Below are 16,937 nucleotides of genomic sequence, written 5' to 3'. Positions count from 1 at the left end.
CCTTACTCGGCAGCCTGCGGATAGCCGATCGTCGCCATCGGCTTGAACTCGTGTTTGTCCTTGCCGGAAACACGCTCCGACCAGGGATCGACCTGGGCAAATTTCTGGGAGAAGACGAAGCGGTCGTAATAGCCCTTGCGCTTTTCACCATCGTCCATGATCTGGCGGCGGATTTCGTCCAGCCCGACGCGCTTGGCCCATTTGTAGATGCGCTCGAGATAGCGGGCCTGCTCGCGATACATCTGCGTCAGCGCCACGATATGCTCCAGCGCTTCGTCCTCGGTCTTCACCAGGCCGAGCACCTCGGTGCCCTTGATGTCGAGACCGGCGGCACCGGCGAAATGGATCTCGAAACCGGAATCCACGCAGATCACCCCGATATCCTTGCAGGTCGCTTCGGCGCAATTGCGCGGGCAGCCGGACACGGCCATCTTCAGTTTGGCCGGCGTCCAAGAGCCCCACATGAATTTCTCGATGCGGATGCCGAGACCGGTCGAATCCTGGGTGCCGAAACGGCACCAGTCCGAGCCGACACAGGTTTTCACCGTACGCAGGCCCTTGGCATAGGCCTGGCCGGAGACGAAACCGGCCTTGCCGAGATCGGCCCAGACCGCGGGCAGGTCTTCCTTCTCGATGCCGAGCAGGTCGATGCGCTGGCCGCCCGTCACCTTCACCATCGGGATCTCGAACTTGTCGACGACATCGGCGATGGCGCGCAGCTCGTTCGAATTGGTGACGCCGCCCCACATGCGCGGCACGACGGAATAGGTGCCGTCCTTCTGGATGTTGGCGTGGACGCGCTCATTGATGAAACGCGACTGGTAGTCGTCGGCATATTCGTCCGGCCAGTCGCAGACGAGATAATAATTGAGCGCCGGGCGACACTTGGCGCAGCCGCAGGAGGTCTTCCATTCCAATTCCTGCATGACGGCGGGAATGCTCTTCAGACCTTTCGCCTTGATCAGGCGGCGAACATCGTCATGGCCGAGTTCGGTGCAGGTGCACATCGGCTGCACGGCGGCCGGATTGTAGCCGTCGCCGAGCGTCAGCGCCATCAGCTGTTCGACGAGGCCGGTGCAGGAGCCGCAGGAGGCGGACGCCTTGGTATGGGCGCGCACGTCGTCCAGCGACGTCAGTCCTTTGCTCGTGATCGTCGAGGTGATCTTGCCCTTGCATACGCCGTTGCAGCCACAGATTTCCGCGTCATCCGGCAAGGCTGCAACGGCCGCCATAGGGTCCAGCGGCGACCCTCCCTGATAGGCCTGACCGAAGATCAGCGTCTCGCGCATCTCCGAAATATCGGTCGCCTTCTTCTTCAGATCGTTGAACCACGCGCCGTCGGCGGTCTCGCCGTAAAGCACGGTGCCGATGATCTTGTTGTCCTTCAGCACCAGGCGCTTGTAGACGCCGGCGCTGGCATCGCGCAGCACGATCTCCTCGCGGTCGTCACCGTCGGCGAAATCGCCGAGCGAATAGAGTTCGATGCCGGTGACCTTCAGCTTGGTCGGCGTGTCCGCATGCACGAAAGCCGGCGAACGGTCGTCCGAGAGATGTGCTGCGGCAATGCGGGCCATCTCGTAAAGCGGCGCGACGAGGCCGTAGACCATGCCGCCGACTTCGGCGCATTCGCCGAGCGCGAAAATGTCGCCGTCCGAGGTCTGCATGCCGGCATCGACGACGATGCCGCGATTGACCGCAAGGCCGGCGTCCTTCGCCAGGCCGACGCTCGGACGAATGCCGACGGCCATGACGACAAGGGTTGCCGGGATGATGCGGCCGTCGTCGAGTTCGATGCCTTCGACCTTGCCATTGCCGATGATCGCCTTGGTATTGGCCTTGCAGATGACCTTGATGCCGCGTTCCTCGACCGCCTTCTGCAGGAGATAGCCGGCGGCGGGATCGAGCTGGCGCTCCATCAGCGTCGGCATGACGTGCAGCACGGTGACGTCCATGCCGCGCTGGGCAAGGCCGGCCGCCGCTTCGAGGCCAAGCAGACCGCCGCCGATGACGACCGCCTTTTCGCGCGACTGGGCGGCAAGCAGCATCGCCTGCACGTCGTCGAGATCGCGATAGGTGATGACGCCGGGCAGATCCTTGCCGGGAACCGGGATGATGAAGGGCACGGAACCGGTGGCGATCACCAGCTTGTCGTAGCTTTCGGTGACGCCGTGGTCGGAGGTGACCGTCTTGGCGGCACGATCGATGTTGACGATCTTGTGGCCCTTGTAGAGCATGATGCCGTGCTTGATGTACCAGCCGTCACCGTGAATGATGATCTGCTCGTAGTCCTTCTCTCCCGAGAGAACCGGCGACAGCATGATGCGGTCGTAATTGACGCGCGGCTCGGCGTTGAAGATCGTGACGTCATAGCGTCCGGGCGACTGTTCGAAGAGGTGCTCCAGCATGCGCCCGGGCGCCATACCATTGCCGATGATGACGAGTTTTTCGGTCATACGTTCAAGTCCCTTGGATTAGGTTGCAGCCACGGGCGCCGAGTGCCCCTGGCGCGACAGTTGCTTGACGGACAGGTGCATCCAGATCAGCGAAATCGCCACGATTGCGAAGAGCAGCAGGAAGCAGCTGGACCAGAGGCCGGTCATGTCCTTGAGGAGGCCGAAGGCGATCGGCAGGATGAAGCCGCCAAGACCGCCCATCATGCCGACGACGCCGCCGACGGCGCCGACGCTGTCGGCATAGTAGGCCGGGATGTGCTTGTAGACGGCAGCCTTGCCGAGGCTCATGAAGAAGCCGAGCACGAAGATGACGACGATGAAGATGACGGGTGTGATGGTCGCAGCCGGCAGCGATAGAATGAGCGTGGCCACGGCCGACACGGCAAACATTGCATACATCACGCTGCGTGCGCCCTTCTTATCCGACAGCACGCCGCCGAAGGCGCGGAAGATGCTGCCCGGGATCGAGTAGGCCGCCGCGATCATGCCGGCAGTTTCGAGGTTGAAGCCGTAGACGCCGACCAGATAGCGCGGCAGCCACAGCGACAGGGCGACGAAGCCGCCGAAGGCGAAGAAATAGTAGAGCGAGAAGCGCCAGACCTGGACGTTCTGCAGCGGCGCGAATTCCTGGGCGAGGCTCTTGGAGGCGACGCCGCGCTCGCGGCGAAGACGGAAGGCCGGATCGTCGGTGGTAGTGAACCAGAAGACGACCGCCATCAACGCCAGACAGACGGCCCAGATTTCCGCAACCGCCTGCCAGCCCCAGGCGAGCAGAACGAAGGGAGCGGCGAATTTCGTCACGGCCGCGCCGACATTGCCGGCGCCGAAGATGCCGAGCGCCGTTCCCTGTTTCTCCGCCGGGAAGAACGGCGAGATATAAGCGACGCCGACCGCGAAGGAGCCGCCGGCAAGCCCGACGCCGAGGCCAGCGATCAGCATCTGCGTATAGGTGTGAGCGTAGGAGAGCAGAAAGGTCGCCACCGCGGCGGCAAGCATCGTCAGCGTGTAAACGAGACGGCCGCCGTAACGCCCCGTCCAGATGCCGAGGACGATGCGCACGAGCGAACCGGTGAGAACCGGGGTGCCGATCAGCAATCCGAACTCGGCCTCGTTGAGGTTGAGTTCCTGCTTGATACGGACGCCGATGATCGCGAAGATCGTCCAGACGGCAAAACAGAGGGTGAAGGCGACCGTGGAGATCCACAGGGCCTTGGCTGGTTCGCCGGCGGACATAGGCTGCGCTTTCTCGATGACAGACATGGCTTCTCCGTGGCCCGACAAGGTCGCGCCGATCCATCGCTGGGGTTAAAAACAAAAAAGCCGCTGGTCAGGTTGCGCATGCACGAGGCGCGCGAACTATCCTGATCAGCGGCTTTGCTGGTGGCGCCCGCCGTTGGACGCCCAATTCTTGGTCTTCTGCGAGCGCCTATTGCGCTCTCATACTGCGCTGATCGCCATTGATCTGTGCGCTAATAGCCTTGCAAACTGCGTGCCAGTTTGGTCGTTATGCTTTAAGTGATTGAATGGAAACGGAATTTATAATGGGCGTCCGTCTGCACGTTTTTGTGGCTGTCAAAAAACGTGCAAATCTTTTGTGCGTTGCGGTGATGGCGGCGTCGAACTTTGCTGGCGTTTTGTGCAGGCCGGCATGGATCAGGTCTCTTCGCTATCGGAGGCGAAGGGCAGGGCGCTCTTGACGGCAAAGCGCGCCACATAGTCCGGCAGTTCCGTCGGATCGAAGACGTGGCCGTCCATGAAGCGGTCGCCCTCGTCATTGCCCTCGATACGGATATCGGCGTCGTCAGGTGCGTTGGCGTCGCCGAGAGCGGTGCGATAGAGATCGGGGCGGTAGGCGGAGGCGGCGGCCCGCGCCTTGACGAGACTGGCTTCGGCCTGCCCCCAGCGCATCATCTGGCTGTAGATCCACAGCGCATGGCTCGGCCGGGGATAATTGGCGAAGCCGGAATGGAACTGGAAATAATCGGCGATGATGCGCCGGTTTCCTCTGGCGTCGAGGCTGAATTCGCCGGAAAGAACCCGGCGAATGATGCCGACGGGGGCGGCGATATAGCGCGGATCGGCGAGAGCGGCGGCCAGCGCATCGTGATTGTCCGGTAGGTCGCACCAGCGGGCTGCCGCGTCGAGCGCCACGATCAGCCGGGAAACGGTCTCCGGATGGCTTTCCACCCAATCCGGGCGCATGCCGATCACCTTTTCCGGGGCTGACGGCCAGATATCCTGCTTGGCGGCGACGATGCGTCCGAGGCCGCGCTCCGAGGCGACCATGTTCCACGGTGCGCCGACGCAGAAACCGTCGATCGCCCCGGCTGCCAGTGCGTCCGATGTCAGCGGCGGCGGCACGACGACGAGCTTGACGTGCCTGTCGGGATCGATGCCGCCGGCCGCCAGCCAGTAGCGGAATTCGTAATTGTGCGAGGAGAAGGGATAGGTGACCCCGAAGGTCGGCAACGGCTCGCCGCGCGCCTTCATCGCCGCGATCGTCTTGGCCAGAGCATGGGCGTTATCCAGCGCGCTTGCCGTTTCCGGCAATCCGGCGTCATCCCGCATCCTGTCGAAGAGCCGCGTCGACAGCGTGATCGCATTGCCGCCGCGCCCGAGGGAAAACGGCGTGATCGTCGGCGAGGGATTGGAGCCGAGGCCGAGCATGGAGGCGACCGGCATCGGCGACAGCATATGGGCGATATCGAATTGGCGGAATGCCAGGCGGTCACGGACATTCGCCCAGGAGACGTCCTTGACGAGATCAAGCGTCAGGCCTTCCTTCTGCGCGAAGCCGAATTCCGCCGCCGCGATCAGCACCGACGAATCGACGAGCGGAATGAAACCGGCCCGCAGCACTTTCGGCCCTTCATTGTCGATGCGCACGGGCGAGGGCAGCCCGCCGCTGGAACTGACGGTCTTCGTCATCATATCCACTCCGGTTTCCTCCGGAAATTTAGGCGGCCCGCCATCACATCAAAAGTCCCGCGGCGGTGACCACACTCTGGGCGATTTCCGACATCTTCTTCTTTTCGTTCATCGCCGTCTGGCGCAGCAGGGCGAAGGCCTCTTCCTCGGAGAGACCGCGCATCTTCATCAATATCCCCTTGGCGCGCTCGATGAGCTTGCGTTCCTCCAGCGCCGAGCGGGCATCGGCAAGCTCGCGCCGCAGCCGGCTGAAGGCATTGAAGCGGCTGACGGCCATGTCGAGGATCGGTTTGACGCGTTCCTTCTTCAATCCGTCGACGATATAGGCGGAGACCCCGGCATCGACCGCCGCCTCGATCGAGGCCGTGTCGGAGCGATCGACGAACATGGCGATCGGACGGCTGACCGTGCGCGTCAGCTGGAAGAGATGCTCCATCATGTCGCGGTTGGGATTTTCGATATCGATGATGATCACATCGGGCATCAGCGTTTCGATGGTTCGCGCGATGCCGTTGACCTCATGCACGACGGTGACGCGCTTATGCCCTGCCTCGCGCAGCCCTTCTTCGATAATGGAGGCGCGAATAGCATTTTCGTCGATCACCAGAATCGTCAGATCGAGATGCGTCATGCCTTTATTTATGACGCAATGCAGCAATTTTGGCAAGATATACGCCCGAAAACTGTGCATAAATAAACACGCACAAAAATTAATCAATGTGCCTCACTTTCGAGCGCCGGCTCTTTGGTCTCCTCCTCCTCTTTGTTTGATAGTCGATCAAAAAACGTGGTCTTTTCGTCGCGTCGACCCGCGGGGAAAAATAATGCCGGCGCAGGCTGCAAATCGAAAGAGCATGCCTTCGGTTCTCGTGGTATATATTTTAAAGAAATGCAGCGAAAACCTTGGGATGGGAGAGTTTTTTGCTCGCAGCTGGTGCGCCCCTGGCGATCGCAATTTTATCACGACTGCGGCAGGCAGTTCCCATGGCCGCCATTTAACGAAACCCAACAACGGCTTTGGAGGGCCGACCATGAGCTTACGTATCAACGACATCGCTCCCGACTTTACTGCCGACACCACGCAGGGACCGGTCAGCTTCCATGACTGGATCGGCAACGGCTGGGCCGTTCTGTTCTCGCATCCGAAGAATTTCACGCCTGTCTGCACGACCGAGCTCGGCGTCATGGCCGGCCTCGCGGGCGAATTTGCCAAGCGCGGCGTCAAGATCATCGGGATCTCGGTCGATCCGGTCGAAAGCCATGCCAAATGGAAGGGCGACATCAAGACCGCGACCGGCTTCGACGTCGATTATCCGCTGATCGGCGACAAGGATCTCAAGGTTGCCAAACTCTACGACATGCTGCCGGCCGGCGCCGGCGAGAGCTCCGAAGGCCGCACGCCTGCCGACAATGCGACGGTGCGTTCGGTCTTCATCATCGGCCCGGATAAGAAGATCAAGCTAATCCTGACCTATCCGATGACGACCGGCCGCAATTTCAACGAGATCCTGCGCGCCATCGATTCCATCCAGCTGACGGCAAAGCACCAGGTGGCGACGCCGGCAAACTGGAACCAGGGCGAGGATGTCATCATTACCGCAGCGGTGTCCAACGAAGACGCGATCACACGTTTCGGCTCCTTCGATACGGTTCTGCCCTATCTCAGGAAGACGAAGCAGCCGACGGCCTGATCCCTTTTTTTCAAGCTGTTTGCAAGCCGCCGCGGCCATACGGTCCGGCGGCTTTTTTCGTGCCGGCATTGCGCAAAATGGGGAAGCTTCGCGCCTCGATTGATGTTATCTAGGGTCAGCGTCGCGATGGAAGTCGAACCTGCCGAGATCCGATGATAGGGCGAAAACGTCAGTCCGACATGGGGAGGAGATTGGCGAAGGTCCTGCTTTCGCTCTGCTTCCTGTTTTCCACGGCGGAGACGCCAAAGGCCGAGCCGGAAGGAAGCGATATGCCAGCGGCCTGCCTCTATTCCGGGCCTGCTGCCTCGGGCTCAGGCGAGACGCTCTGCATCCGCCAGGGCAGTTTCAATCGCGACCTCTGCGCTGCGATCGAGCATTTCGCCGAGGCCAATCGGTTGCCTCCGGCCTATTTCGCCCGTCTCATCTGGCGCGAAAGCACTTTTCGTCCTGACGCGGTGAGTTTCAAGGGAGCGCAGGGCATTGCGCAGTTCATGCCCGGAACGGCGAAACTGCGCGGTCTCGAAGACAGCTACCAGGTGCTGGAAGCCCTGCGGAAATCGGCGCAATATCTCGACGAATTGCGCGATCGTTTCGGCAATCTCGGCCTTGCCGCCGCCGCCTATAATGCCGGCGAAAACGGCCTTGCCGCTTATCTTACGTCAGGAAGATTGCCTTACGAGACGCGCGGCTATGTGATGGCGATCACCGCCCATACGGTCGAGGAGTGGAAGGATAATCCGCCGGAAAATGCGGCAGCCCCGCTCGACAAGGACAAGCCTTTCCTCGATGGCTGCGTGGCGCTTGCCGAAAGGCGGAGGTTGAAGGACACGCCCTGGCATCAGGAGGGCAACTGGGCGCCCTGGGGCGTTCAGCTGGCGGCGAACGCCGATGTCGCAGTGGCCCGGCGTCTTTTTCTCGATGCCGTGCAGGATCTGCCGTCACCTTTGGATGCGGAACAGCCGCTGATCCTGCGCCAGCGCGACCGCAGCTTCGGTTTCCGCCCGCGTTATGTCGCCCGCATCGCCCGGCAGACGCGTGTGGAAGCCAACGAGGTCTGCAACCAGATCCGAAAGCACGGCCGCACCTGCCTTGTCTTCAAAAATCGATAGCCGGGCGGCTTCCGCATTCTGAGACGAAAAGTCCGCTTGCGGGATCGCCGGATGGAGCAGCATAGTCTCGCGGGATCACGGCTAAGGAGGAACGACTATGCGGGTTTTGGTCATCGGGGCGACGGGCCATGTCGGAACCTATCTCGTTCCCCGTCTGGTGGAGGCGGGTCACGACGTCGTCACCATCAGCCGCGGTGCGGCAAAGCCCTATACGGCAAGCCGCGCCTGGGCCTTCGTCGATCAGCGGCAGATGGACAGGGCGGCCATGGAGCGGACGGGTGATTTCGGCCCGGCCGTACGCGCATTGAAAGCCGATATCGTGATCGACATGATCTGCTTCACGCTGGAAAGTGCCGAGCAGCTGGTGACGGCCCTGTCCGGGCATGTCGGCCACTTCCTGCACACCGGCACGATCTGGACACATGGGTACCCCACGACGGTGCCGACACGCGAGGAAGCCCCGAAGTCCCCGTTCGGTGACTATGGTATCCAGAAGGCGGCGATCGAAACCTATCTGCTGCAGCAGGCAAGGCTGCAAGGCTTCCCGGCAACCATCATCCATCCCGGCCATATTGTCGGCACCGGATGGGCGCCGCTCAATCCGGCCGGCAATTTCAACCTGCAGGTCTTCGCGACCCTTGCCCGGGGCGAAGCCCTGGCGCTGCCCAATTTCGGCTTGGAGACCGTTCATCACGTCCACGCCGATGACGTGGCGGCGACGTTCATGAATGCAATCGCCCACTGGAACGCGTCGCTCGGTGAGAGTTTCCACGCAGTTTCCGAGCAGGCCCTGACCCTTCGCGGTTATGCGGAAGCCATGTCGCGCTGGTTCGGGCGGGAGCCGAACCTCACCTTCGCGCCGTTCGACGCCTGGGCCGAAGGCCAGACGGCCGAGGATGCGGAGGCGACATGGGAGCATATCGCCCGCAGTCCGAATTGCTCGATCGCCAAAGCCGCACACCGGCTCGGCTACACGCCGCGATATACGTCGCTGCAGGCGGTGCAGGAATCGGTCGGCTGGCTGATCGGGCAGGGGCGGATCAAGACCTGATCGCCGGGTTTCAAGCGATCAGGATAGCCCTGAAATCATTGACATTGGTTCCGGTCGGCCCGGTTTCGAAGAGATCGCCGACGGCGGCAAAGCCCGAATAGCTGTCATTGCCGTCGAGCAGCCGGCGCGCATCGAGACCGGCGGCGCGAAGGCGCTTGATCGTTCCGCCATCGGCAAAGGCGCCGGCATTGTCCTCCGAACCGTCGATGCCGTCCGTGTCGGCGGCAAGGACATGAATGCCCTGCTGTCCATCGATCGCGAGCGCCATGGCGAGGGTGAACTCGCCGTTGCGCCCGCCCTTGCCGCCCTTGGCCCGCAGCGTCACCGTCGTCTCGCCGCCGGACAGGATGACGACCGGCTTCGCAAAAGGCCTGTTCCGGCCGAGCACCTCGCGGGCGATCGCAGCATGCACCAGCGCCACATCGCGCGATTCACCTTCGATCGCATCCGAAAGGATCGCCGATTCGATCCCTTGCGATTTGGCCAGGGCGGCAGCAGCCTCCAGCGATACGCCGGCCGAGGCAATGATGTGGTGCTCGTGCCGTGAAAACACCGGATCATCCGGCCGCGGCGCATCGGCCTTCGGGGAGTTCAGATGATCAAGGGCGGCCTGCGGCAGCTGCAAGCCGTATTGCCTGATGATCTCGAGGGCCTCGTGCCTTGTCGAACCGTCGGGCACCGTCGGCCCGGAGGCGACATGGGCGGGATTGTCGCCCGGAATGTCCGAAACGATCAGGCTGACGACCCTCGCCTTCGTCGCCGCTGCCAGTCTCCCGCCCTTGATGGTGGAGAGATGCTTGCGCACGACATTCATCGCCGAGATCGGCGCGCCCGAAGCCAGCAGCATCTCGTTGAGTGCGATCTCGTCTTCAAGGGTCAGCCCCTCCGGCGGGGCGGGGAGCAGCGCCGAGCCGCCGCCGCAGATCAGGGCTATCAGCAGATCGTCTTCCGTCAGCCGGTTCACGGTTTCCATCAACCGCCTTGCGGCAGCAAGTCCCGCGGCATCGGGCACCGGGTGGGCCGCCTCGATGATCTCGGTGTGGCGGGTGTCGCAGCCATAGCCATATCGGGTGACCACCAGTCCCTCGAGCGGTCCGTCCCAGACGCTTTCGAGCGCCTGCGCCATCTGCGCCGCGCCCTTGCCGGCGCCGATCACCACGGTTCTGCCTTTCGGCTTCTCCGGCAGGCGGGCCTTTATGCCGGTCAGCGGATCGGCGGCGCGAACCGCCGCGTCGAACAGGCTTGTCAGGAAATCGCGGGGGGCGGCGGTTATTGTCATCCTTGGTCTCTGCTGGCTGAGGTGTCGATCACGGCGGGGACTGTCGGCGCAACGGTGGGCTGCCGTCAAGGTCGAAGACGAGGCGATTTGACCCGTGCGGCGCCAAGTCTTGCCGTCGAACCAGGCGAACGAATAGAAAGCATTAACCATCGTCCCGTAGACAACACATAGGATCAAAGGAAACCTGTGTTCGATGGCCACTGAAATGACCCGCCGCCCTGCCGCCTCTCATGAAGGCAAGGTTATTGCCTTTCCCTCCGGAACCGGAATTGCCAATATCGAGCGCTGCGCCCGCGAACTCGGCCGGCGTCATGGTGCGGACGCGATCGAATTCTGGAAGGCTGAATGCCGCAGGCTGGCCGACCAGCTGTTGGCCGCGGGCATTGCGGAGAGCGACGTCGGTCAGCAGGTGCTGGAGTTTCAGCAAGATGTGCAGATCGAGCTCGTCCTTAGCCATCAAAAGCAGGCGATCGCCAAATCTCAGAAACGCTGATGCATGCCGTCCGAAAACCGCAGTGCGCCTGAGCGGCAATCTGGCGGATTGAGGCTGCCGTCGCCGTCTGGATCGACTGCGAGGGCACAAGGAACTTCCGCGCAGATGTGGAGTTGATGTTGTCGATTGACAGCATTGACGCCGCGGGAGCCTTCGCAAATGTCCAACAAATCCAACTTCTTCTCTTCCTTCGCAACCACCGTCTCCGAGCTGTCGGGAAGGCCCTTCACCTTTGTCGCGGCCTTGATGCTGGTGCTTGTCTGGGCGGTTTCCGGACCCTTTTTCGACTATTCCGAAACCTGGCAGCTGGTGATCAACACGACGACTACGATCATTACCTTCCTCATGGTGTTTGTGCTGCAGAACAGCCAGAACCGCGACGGAAAGGCTCTGCAGGCCAAGCTTGATGAGCTTATTCTGACAAGCCAGGCCGCCAATAAGTTTGTCGGCATCGAAAAGCTGGACGAGGGCGAACTCAGGGAAATGAGCAAGACCCTTGCTGAAAAGGCCGAACACGTCGAGGAGAAGGCGGAAGAAAAATCCGCTTCAGAGACGTCATTTTAAACGCATCGCTGTTCGGGCCCGCTCCTGCGAATCTGGTCTTGGTGTTGCTCGCGCATGCCTTCAATGGCGTCAGCGTCTTTCTTTTCGGCCGCAATCCAGTGGTTTCCCGCCTCGCTCGATCGGATCAGTTCGTCGAGCTTGGTGTGAAGCGCCTTCATGTCCCGATTCTGAGAGTGTTGCAGCAGCAGCAAAAGAAAGAACGTGATCAGTGTCGCGGTCATGTTGGTCAGCAAAAACCATTGCCGTGGAAACGAAAAGCTCAAGCCGACGGCCGTCCATGTGACAGCCAATGCGATCAGCGCGACCGGGATCGCACGATGCCCTGTCCAGGAGAGGTCAGAAATCTGTCGAAAGCGCCAGCGCATACGGCTCTCCACAGCCCCTGCAGGAGAAGATGGCGCAGATCGGAGCAGTGTCCATTGCTTCTAAGGGGTCGTTTTTTGCAGGCGTTACGAAAAAGCCGCTGCACGCTTTTGTCCTGCAAGGTCGAAACCAATCGGCCATATGCCAACACAGTGCGAAATCGAGCCGCTTCATGAAGGCGGTCGGTCCGATCGCCGCCGCCAGTCGGTGTCGGCCGGTGTGCCATAAACGGGGGCGTGGCGTTGTGCTCGCGCCCCCGTCCGATTCGATCTCTATACCCGGGACTTGACGATGAGATCTTCCTCCTCGTCGCGTTGCGATCCCCCGAGAGCCGCGGCCGCAGCGGCGATGAAAGCGCCGACCAGAAGGGACAAGGATCCGAGCAAGGCCGTGGTGGAGGCGGCCTTGCGTGCCTCATCGGCAGCTTTCTGCGTGGCGACCTTGGCGTCGTCGATACGCTTCAGCACCGTGTCGACGCGGGCGCGCGCATCTGCTTCGGGAAGACCGGTCCGCGCAGAGACGATGGTGGCAAGATAGGCCTTGTCGTCATCGGGAATTTGCCCCTCGGCGGCGCCGTTGAGGAGGATGCGGGAGACTTCCGATGTTGCCGCAGCATCGTTTTCTGGCGCCGCCGCACGCGCCTGATCAGGACGCAGCAAGGCGTCGGTAAAATAGGCGGTGGAGAGATCCAGGGGCGATGTTGCCGATGACGCCGCTGCCGTGCCGGCGGCAGCGGCAGTCGAGCCGACGGCTTGCGCGGCCGATCCTACCGCCTGCGCGCCGGCGCCGGCCAGCGATGTCAGCGACGAGGCAAGGAATCCGGCGACAAAGATCGTCGCCAGAGCCCAGCTGATGAAGCCATGGGCGGTGTCACGGAAGAAAACCTCATCGGTGTGGACGGCCGCCCATTTTGTGCGCAGGCGGCCGGTAACGTAGCCCCCGAGTGCGGAGGAGAGCCATTGCACGACCACAAGCCAGATCGCCGCCGTGATGCCAAGTGTGCCGAGCGAACTGCTTTGCCCCGACCAGGGCGACACCATCGTTAGCCCAAGCCCGGATCCCAGAAGCAGAAGGATGAGAGTCACCCCGATGGCGGCGGCCGCGCCGCCAAAGATAGGTCCCCATGTCATGGCAGATTTGGAAGATTCGACCGGAGCAGCAACCTCTCCGGAACCTGTCATTGAGACCGACATGATCCGCTCCTATCGCATAAACAAAGCGAGAAGAATGATGATAGGCAGTGGGACACCGAGCAGCCAAAGTAGAATACCGCGACCCATGAGAGACCTCCTGTCAAAGTCGACGTTACGTGGTTGATGCCACACAACTTTTATGCGCGGTGTTTGTTCCCGGCCGACGCCGGAGTCGCTTCGAAACGGCGGGCTCTTTCAATCGCGGGGCAGCATCTGAAGGAACAGCAGATTGCCGGAACGGTTGTCGCATCGCTGGCATTTGAGGCGCTTGGCGAGCTCCGCGAGAGACAGGTCCTGGCCACAGCGCCGGGCAACGTCCCGCCGCTCGATAAGCGTTTGGCGCCGGCATGCGCGGCAACGGGCATAAATGACGAACCACTGCGGTAAGGTTCTCAGCGTTACCTTGTCGATTTCGACGGCATGGTGATCAGGGGGTGCCAGCCCGATGCCGCGACGATGTTTCATAGCCCTTCGACATCGGTTGTCCGCTCGGCTGTCATGCCGCGGCTCATTCCCTTGTCGCCAAGGGCAAGCAGAAGTCGCAGATGACGGCAATCCAGCAACAGCGTCGTCATGGCGGCACGAATGTCCCCATCGTGAAAAGCGACGACTGCGTCGACTTCTCCTCTCAGCGCTTCTTCTGCCAGTTTCTCAGCTGTCTGCGGACGCACGACCTCGATCTCCTTTAGAACTCCACTAAGGTTTTTATCTGCCGCCGCGCCGATGTTCCTATTATGTTCTGGTTGTCCTTCGAGTCAAGCAGGAACTCGCGATGCAGTAGCCAATAGCGGCTGCTCGCACGCAATGTCGAACGGACGGAGAGAATCTGCGCGGCTGGAACTAACGTCGGTTGAGAGAGCGCCTATATCTTTAGGCGCAGGATGATTTGGACGCGGCGATGAGCCCTGGAAAACTCTCCCCTTATTCATGGGGAAAGCTCTCGCGATTGGGTCACAGCGGAAATGGGAGAACATCGATGAACAGATTTCGGGCAATTGCAGTCGCCGGAGCAATCACTGTTGCCGCCATTGCCTCCGCCTGCTCGACGCCGCCGAATTCCTATGGCTCGGCGTCCGGATATCAACCGGGAGAACTCGATGAACCCGGCCTGTGCCGACGGCTTCCGACCTGGCGACGGCCGCTCGTGCAGCTATTAGCGGCAGTACCGGTTCCAAATCTGATGCCGGTCCTGATACCGTGTAGACGAATGTCGATCCTGCAATGGTCGGCAGCCCGACGAAGCGGAACACTTATCGTTCGCCTCCGTTCCTCTATTCTGACGATAGGAGGAAATAACCATGGATTGGAACCGCGTCGAAGGTAACTGGAAGCAGATGAAAGGCAAGGTCAAGGAGCAGTGGGGCAAGCTGACCGACGATGACCTTGACGTCATCGATGGTAAGCGCGATCAGCTCGAAGGCAAGATCCAAGAGCGCTACGGCTACGAGAAAGACCGTGCCAAGAAAGATATCGATGACTGGTATAGTCGCCAGACTTGGTAATCGGCATGCACCGGGCAGGGGACTCCGTCGGTCTTCGGTCCGGTGATTTGCCGCGCCTATCCAAAAGGCTTTCGACGTTCAAACTTGCTGGGACCTGCCCCGTTCCGCGAGCGCGGTGAGCGCCAAACCCAAAAAAAGCCCCGCCGAGACGGGGCAAGTTCTGACAAACGAATCACACGGAGGAACACCGTGCGATCCTACTGTTTTAACGAAAGGGCGGCTGCAAGGTTCCGGTCTCGGACTGAGGATCTTCGCTACTCGCACCGGTGATAGTTAGGGCCCGCATCGCGCCGGCCGATCTCTTTCTGGAAAGTCCACGGCGGAGAGCCGTTCATGTTAGGTTAATGCCTGTTAACCCAGAACTCGCGGGCTGAAAGGATGCGCCGATGAACAAGCTTTTCCCCGCAGTCGCAGCGACAGTCTTGGCTGCATGTTTCGCTCTGCCGCTAAACGCCACTCCGATCGCAGTGCCAAAAGCGGTAGCTATGCACACCGCCGACGTCGAGCAGATCAAACACCGTCGTCATGGTAATGGACATGCGTACGGCCACTGGAAGAAACGCCGGTACGCTCACCGCGACTGCCGGTACTACGACTCTTGCTACCGTCCGCGGTATCGCGACTATTACGGCTATCGCGACTATTACCCCCGCCGTCGGTCAGGTGTGAGTGTGTATTTCAATTTTTAGCTGGGAGTGCCCGGGCCACTTGAGCCGTCGACGCGAATGCCGGCGGTCTAAAACGGATGGAAAGTGGGGAAAAGCGCCTGCTTTCGGATTTGTCAACAAAAACACGCTTACTTGAAAAATGGCTCCCCGGGCCGGATTCGAACCGGCGACCTGTCGATTAACAGTCGAATGCTCTACCGCTGAGCTACCAGGGATCACTGCTTGGCGCGGTGTGAGTGGGCTAATACAAATGCTTGCCCGATTTGCCAAGCGGTTTTTTCAAAAAAATGAAATGAACTTGTATTTGGGTGGCCTATGCCCATCTCTGGGAAATGACAAATAGGGATGATCTCCAGGACAGGAAGGGCAGCGAGAAGCGCAGGGTACAGGCACGGCGCTTCGGCATCGATCACGCAAGCCACAGGCTTATACTCGGCTCCTTCAGCATCGGTATGCCGCGTTCACGCATCGGGCGGATGGCAATCGGCATGGCCCTCGTCTTGTGCGGCTTGCTGGGCTTTCTTCCGATCCTCGGTTTTTGGATGCTGCCGCTCGGCCTCTTGGTGCTCTCGCATGATCTTCCCATAGCGCGCCGGCTTCGGCGCCGGCTGGCCGTCTGGTGGCACAGGCGGCGAGGGCCGGCCGGATGACGGCGGTCGCCGCAGAGCTCCGCGGAACTGTGGATCGCTTTTTGTGTTCGTGATTTATGGAGCTCCAAACGCGCCACGATCGTCCGGGGTGAGGTAATGAAGGTGTTCTTGATTGTCGTCCTGTCAGCGGCGGCGATTCTTTCGGCAAGCTCCGCCGGAGCCCAGCCCGTCGACAGCAGCGGATTTGATGCCAGCGGTATCTGCCGCCGTCCGGAAGGTTGCGTCATCGACCAAGGCCAGGGCGGCGGCTATAGCGGGCCTCGCAACTATCGCAATTTTAACGGCCGCAATGAGCGCGATGGCGAGAACGACCGTGGCCGGGATGATCGCCGCTACCGGTCCCGGAGCAGGACCTCGCTTGCGACGGTCAGCATCGTTGCCTGATTGCGCCCTGCCGGCTGTCGGGATCGAGACGCATGGATCCGGGCGCATGCGGTTCTAATTCGATCTCAGTTGGCTTTCCTCGAAAAATCCGCCATGGCCCGGATCGAGGTCGGTCGCCATTAACAGGCTGCAGGCGGCCAGAAGCAGAACGAGCTTCAGTCCGTAGGAGATCATTGCGATCGGCCCTCGACGAGCCGGCGAGACGCGCGATGGCGCGATATAGTACTGGTAATAGAAATGCGGATCGTTCGTTTCCAGCAGGTTCTGGTAAACATGCGGCGGAATGTCGGCATGTCGTACCGCCGCGGAACCGGAGAACTTTACGCGGAGATCGCCGGTTTCGGCATTATACGCCGCACGTCCCTGATTTGACTTGAGGGCAGCCCATTCCATACAGCAGCTCCTATACCCTCCCGGGGCGAAAGATGGCGGGCAGGCGTTCCAAGTCAAGTTAAGAGTTGGTTCAAATGCTGTGGTTGGTTCGAAACAGGGCGTGATCGCCGAGAGGAAGTTTCAGCCTGGGCCGGGGCCCATCCCGCGATGGAAAAATGGTCTTCTCGGCTGCCGCGGAATGGCGTTTTTCCAAAATGCCCTCTTGCGATTTCCTTA

The 16,937-nt window shown here is 61.0% G+C and carries 19 protein-coding genes, 1 tRNA gene and 1 pseudogene; 10 read left to right on the top strand and 11 right to left on the bottom strand.

Annotated elements, in window-relative coordinates:
• Positions 1-2: 2 nt before the first annotated feature.
• The 4 genes from nirB to MHI61_RS14480 form a co-directional block, all read right to left on the bottom strand.
• Positions 3-2,453: a nitrite reductase large subunit NirB gene (gene nirB / locus MHI61_RS14495; protein WP_239792508.1), complete on the bottom strand. Its 2,451-nt coding sequence runs from the start codon at positions 2,451-2,453 to the stop codon at positions 3-5.
• Between the two features lie 18 nt (positions 2,454-2,471).
• Positions 2,472-3,713 (bottom strand): nitrate/nitrite transporter, encoded by a 1,242-nt coding sequence (locus tag MHI61_RS14490; RefSeq protein ID WP_239792507.1) that lies wholly within the window; start codon positions 3,711-3,713, stop codon positions 2,472-2,474.
• Between the two features lie 393 nt (positions 3,714-4,106).
• Positions 4,107-5,390 carry a CmpA/NrtA family ABC transporter substrate-binding protein gene (locus MHI61_RS14485; protein ID WP_170964998.1) on the bottom strand — a complete coding sequence of 428 codons (1,284 nt, stop codon included), beginning with the start codon at positions 5,388-5,390 and terminating at the stop codon, positions 4,107-4,109.
• Between the two features lie 34 nt (positions 5,391-5,424).
• Positions 5,425-6,012 (bottom strand): ANTAR domain-containing response regulator, encoded by a 588-nt coding sequence (locus MHI61_RS14480; protein WP_064683734.1) that lies wholly within the window; start codon positions 6,010-6,012, stop codon positions 5,425-5,427.
• 400 nt (positions 6,013-6,412) lie between these two features.
• Here MHI61_RS14480 and MHI61_RS14475 point away from each other — a divergent pair, with 400 nt between their 5' ends.
• The 3 genes from MHI61_RS14475 (at position 6,413) to MHI61_RS14465 (ending at position 9,232) form a co-directional block, all read left to right on the top strand.
• Positions 6,413-7,072: a peroxiredoxin gene (locus MHI61_RS14475; protein WP_097579062.1), complete on the top strand. Its 660-nt coding sequence runs from the start codon at positions 6,413-6,415 to the stop codon at positions 7,070-7,072.
• A 152-nt stretch (positions 7,073-7,224) separates the two neighbouring features.
• Positions 7,225-8,181 carry a lytic transglycosylase domain-containing protein gene (locus tag MHI61_RS14470; RefSeq protein ID WP_239792506.1) on the top strand — a complete coding sequence of 319 codons (957 nt, stop codon included), beginning with the start codon at positions 7,225-7,227 and terminating at the stop codon, positions 8,179-8,181.
• Between the two features lie 97 nt (positions 8,182-8,278).
• Positions 8,279-9,232: an NAD-dependent epimerase/dehydratase family protein gene (locus MHI61_RS14465; protein ID WP_239792505.1), complete on the top strand. Its 954-nt coding sequence runs from the start codon at positions 8,279-8,281 to the stop codon at positions 9,230-9,232.
• 10 nt (positions 9,233-9,242) lie between these two features.
• On the opposite strand, the gene MHI61_RS14460 is transcribed toward MHI61_RS14465, so the two are convergent.
• Entirely contained in the window at positions 9,243-10,511 is a 1,269-nt protein-coding gene (locus MHI61_RS14460) for a glycerate kinase (RefSeq protein ID WP_239792504.1), read from the bottom strand.
• A gap of 193 nt (positions 10,512-10,704) precedes the next feature.
• On the opposite strand from MHI61_RS14460, the gene MHI61_RS14455 reads away from it, so the two are divergent.
• Both MHI61_RS14455 and MHI61_RS14450 read left to right on the top strand, forming a co-directional pair.
• Positions 10,705-11,004 (top strand): DUF6074 family protein, encoded by a 300-nt coding sequence (locus MHI61_RS14455; RefSeq protein WP_239792503.1) that lies wholly within the window; start codon positions 10,705-10,707, stop codon positions 11,002-11,004.
• A 159-nt stretch (positions 11,005-11,163) separates the two neighbouring features.
• Positions 11,164-11,568 (top strand): low affinity iron permease family protein, encoded by a 405-nt coding sequence (locus MHI61_RS14450; RefSeq protein WP_239792502.1) that lies wholly within the window; start codon positions 11,164-11,166, stop codon positions 11,566-11,568.
• Here the strand turns inward: MHI61_RS14450 and MHI61_RS14445 are convergent.
• The 4 genes from MHI61_RS14445 to MHI61_RS14430 all read right to left on the bottom strand — a co-directional run bounded on the left by MHI61_RS14445 (position 11,565) and on the right by MHI61_RS14430 (position 13,795).
• Positions 11,565-11,933, bottom strand: a complete 369-nt coding sequence (locus tag MHI61_RS14445; protein ID WP_239792501.1) for a low affinity iron permease family protein — start codon at positions 11,931-11,933, stop codon at positions 11,565-11,567. The genes MHI61_RS14450 and MHI61_RS14445 overlap by 4 nt on opposite strands.
• 270 nt (positions 11,934-12,203) lie before the next feature.
• Positions 12,204-13,124, bottom strand: coding sequence for a hypothetical protein (locus MHI61_RS14440; RefSeq protein ID WP_239792500.1), 921 nt, complete (start codon positions 13,122-13,124; stop codon positions 12,204-12,206).
• 195 nt (positions 13,125-13,319) lie between these two features.
• Positions 13,320-13,589, bottom strand: a complete 270-nt coding sequence (locus MHI61_RS14435) for a hypothetical protein (protein ID WP_239792499.1) — start codon at positions 13,587-13,589, stop codon at positions 13,320-13,322.
• The gene (locus MHI61_RS14430; protein WP_239792498.1) at positions 13,586-13,795 is read right to left on the bottom strand and encodes a hypothetical protein; all 210 of its coding nucleotides are present in this window, start codon (positions 13,793-13,795) and stop codon (positions 13,586-13,588) included. Before MHI61_RS14430 ends, MHI61_RS14435 begins: the two co-directional genes overlap by 4 nt.
• A gap of 305 nt (positions 13,796-14,100) precedes the next feature.
• On the opposite strand from MHI61_RS14430, the pseudogene MHI61_RS14425 reads away from it, so the two are divergent.
• The 3 genes and pseudogenes from MHI61_RS14425 to MHI61_RS14415 all read left to right on the top strand — a co-directional run bounded on the left by MHI61_RS14425 (position 14,101) and on the right by MHI61_RS14415 (position 15,315).
• Positions 14,101-14,281: pseudogene (locus MHI61_RS14425) on the top strand (hypothetical protein).
• Between the two features lie 141 nt (positions 14,282-14,422).
• Entirely contained in the window at positions 14,423-14,626 is a 204-nt protein-coding gene (locus tag MHI61_RS14420) for a CsbD family protein (RefSeq protein WP_183838687.1), read from the top strand.
• A gap of 386 nt (positions 14,627-15,012) precedes the next feature.
• Positions 15,013-15,315 (top strand): hypothetical protein, encoded by a 303-nt coding sequence (locus tag MHI61_RS14415; protein ID WP_239792497.1) that lies wholly within the window; start codon positions 15,013-15,015, stop codon positions 15,313-15,315.
• A 119-nt stretch (positions 15,316-15,434) separates the two neighbouring features.
• Here the strand turns inward: MHI61_RS14415 and MHI61_RS14410 are convergent.
• Positions 15,435-15,509, bottom strand: a tRNA-Asn gene (locus MHI61_RS14410).
• Between the two features lie 117 nt (positions 15,510-15,626).
• Between MHI61_RS14410 and MHI61_RS14405 the strand changes: the two genes are divergently transcribed.
• Both MHI61_RS14405 and MHI61_RS14400 read left to right on the top strand, forming a co-directional pair.
• The gene (locus MHI61_RS14405) at positions 15,627-15,944 is read left to right on the top strand and encodes a PGPGW domain-containing protein (RefSeq protein WP_239792496.1); all 318 of its coding nucleotides are present in this window, start codon (positions 15,627-15,629) and stop codon (positions 15,942-15,944) included.
• Positions 15,945-16,040: 96 nt separating this feature from the next.
• Positions 16,041-16,328, top strand: coding sequence for a hypothetical protein (locus tag MHI61_RS14400; RefSeq protein ID WP_239792495.1), 288 nt, complete (start codon positions 16,041-16,043; stop codon positions 16,326-16,328).
• A gap of 54 nt (positions 16,329-16,382) precedes the next feature.
• Here the strand turns inward: MHI61_RS14400 and MHI61_RS14395 are convergent, their stop codons facing one another.
• Positions 16,383-16,721, bottom strand: a complete 339-nt coding sequence (locus tag MHI61_RS14395) for a KTSC domain-containing protein (RefSeq protein ID WP_239792494.1) — start codon at positions 16,719-16,721, stop codon at positions 16,383-16,385.
• Positions 16,722-16,937 lie beyond the last annotated feature (216 nt).

The sequence above is a fragment of the Rhizobium sp. K102 genome (assembly GCF_022385315.1).
Lineage (GTDB): Bacteria > Pseudomonadota > Alphaproteobacteria > Rhizobiales > Rhizobiaceae > Rhizobium > Rhizobium croatiense.
Note: the sequence above shows the minus strand (reverse complement) of the source record. Positions and strands in the feature narration are given on the sequence as shown.

Bases quoted from the DNA above. Each gene is read 5' to 3' on its own strand.
- MHI61_RS14395 (WP_239792494.1), bottom strand. From the start codon at position 16,721: ATGGAATGGGCTGCCCTCAAGTCAAATCAGGGACGTGCGGCGTATAAT.
- MHI61_RS14440 (WP_239792500.1), bottom strand. From the start codon at position 13,124: ATGTCGGTCTCAATGACAGGTTCCGGAGAGGTTGCTGCTCCGGTCGAA.
- MHI61_RS14400 (WP_239792495.1), top strand. From the start codon at position 16,041: ATGAAGGTGTTCTTGATTGTCGTCCTGTCAGCGGCGGCGATTCTTTCG.
- MHI61_RS14435 (WP_239792499.1), bottom strand. From the start codon at position 13,589: ATGAAACATCGTCGCGGCATCGGGCTGGCACCCCCTGATCACCATGCC.
- MHI61_RS14420 (WP_183838687.1), top strand. From the start codon at position 14,423: ATGGATTGGAACCGCGTCGAAGGTAACTGGAAGCAGATGAAAGGCAAG.
- nirB (WP_239792508.1), bottom strand. From the start codon at position 2,453: ATGACCGAAAAACTCGTCATCATCGGCAATGGTATGGCGCCCGGGCGC.
- MHI61_RS14405 (WP_239792496.1), top strand. From the start codon at position 15,627: ATGACAAATAGGGATGATCTCCAGGACAGGAAGGGCAGCGAGAAGCGC.
- MHI61_RS14460 (WP_239792504.1), bottom strand. From the start codon at position 10,511: ATGACAATAACCGCCGCCCCCCGCGATTTCCTGACAAGCCTGTTCGAC.
- MHI61_RS14465 (WP_239792505.1), top strand. From the start codon at position 8,279: ATGCGGGTTTTGGTCATCGGGGCGACGGGCCATGTCGGAACCTATCTC.
- MHI61_RS14480 (WP_064683734.1), bottom strand. From the start codon at position 6,012: ATGACGCATCTCGATCTGACGATTCTGGTGATCGACGAAAATGCTATT.
- MHI61_RS14455 (WP_239792503.1), top strand. From the start codon at position 10,705: ATGGCCACTGAAATGACCCGCCGCCCTGCCGCCTCTCATGAAGGCAAG.
- MHI61_RS14470 (WP_239792506.1), top strand. From the start codon at position 7,225: ATGATAGGGCGAAAACGTCAGTCCGACATGGGGAGGAGATTGGCGAAG.
- MHI61_RS14490 (WP_239792507.1), bottom strand. From the start codon at position 3,713: ATGTCTGTCATCGAGAAAGCGCAGCCTATGTCCGCCGGCGAACCAGCC.
- MHI61_RS14475 (WP_097579062.1), top strand. From the start codon at position 6,413: ATGAGCTTACGTATCAACGACATCGCTCCCGACTTTACTGCCGACACC.
- MHI61_RS14445 (WP_239792501.1), bottom strand. From the start codon at position 11,933: ATGCGCTGGCGCTTTCGACAGATTTCTGACCTCTCCTGGACAGGGCAT.
- MHI61_RS14450 (WP_239792502.1), top strand. From the start codon at position 11,164: ATGTCCAACAAATCCAACTTCTTCTCTTCCTTCGCAACCACCGTCTCC.
- MHI61_RS14415 (WP_239792497.1), top strand. From the start codon at position 15,013: ATGAACAAGCTTTTCCCCGCAGTCGCAGCGACAGTCTTGGCTGCATGT.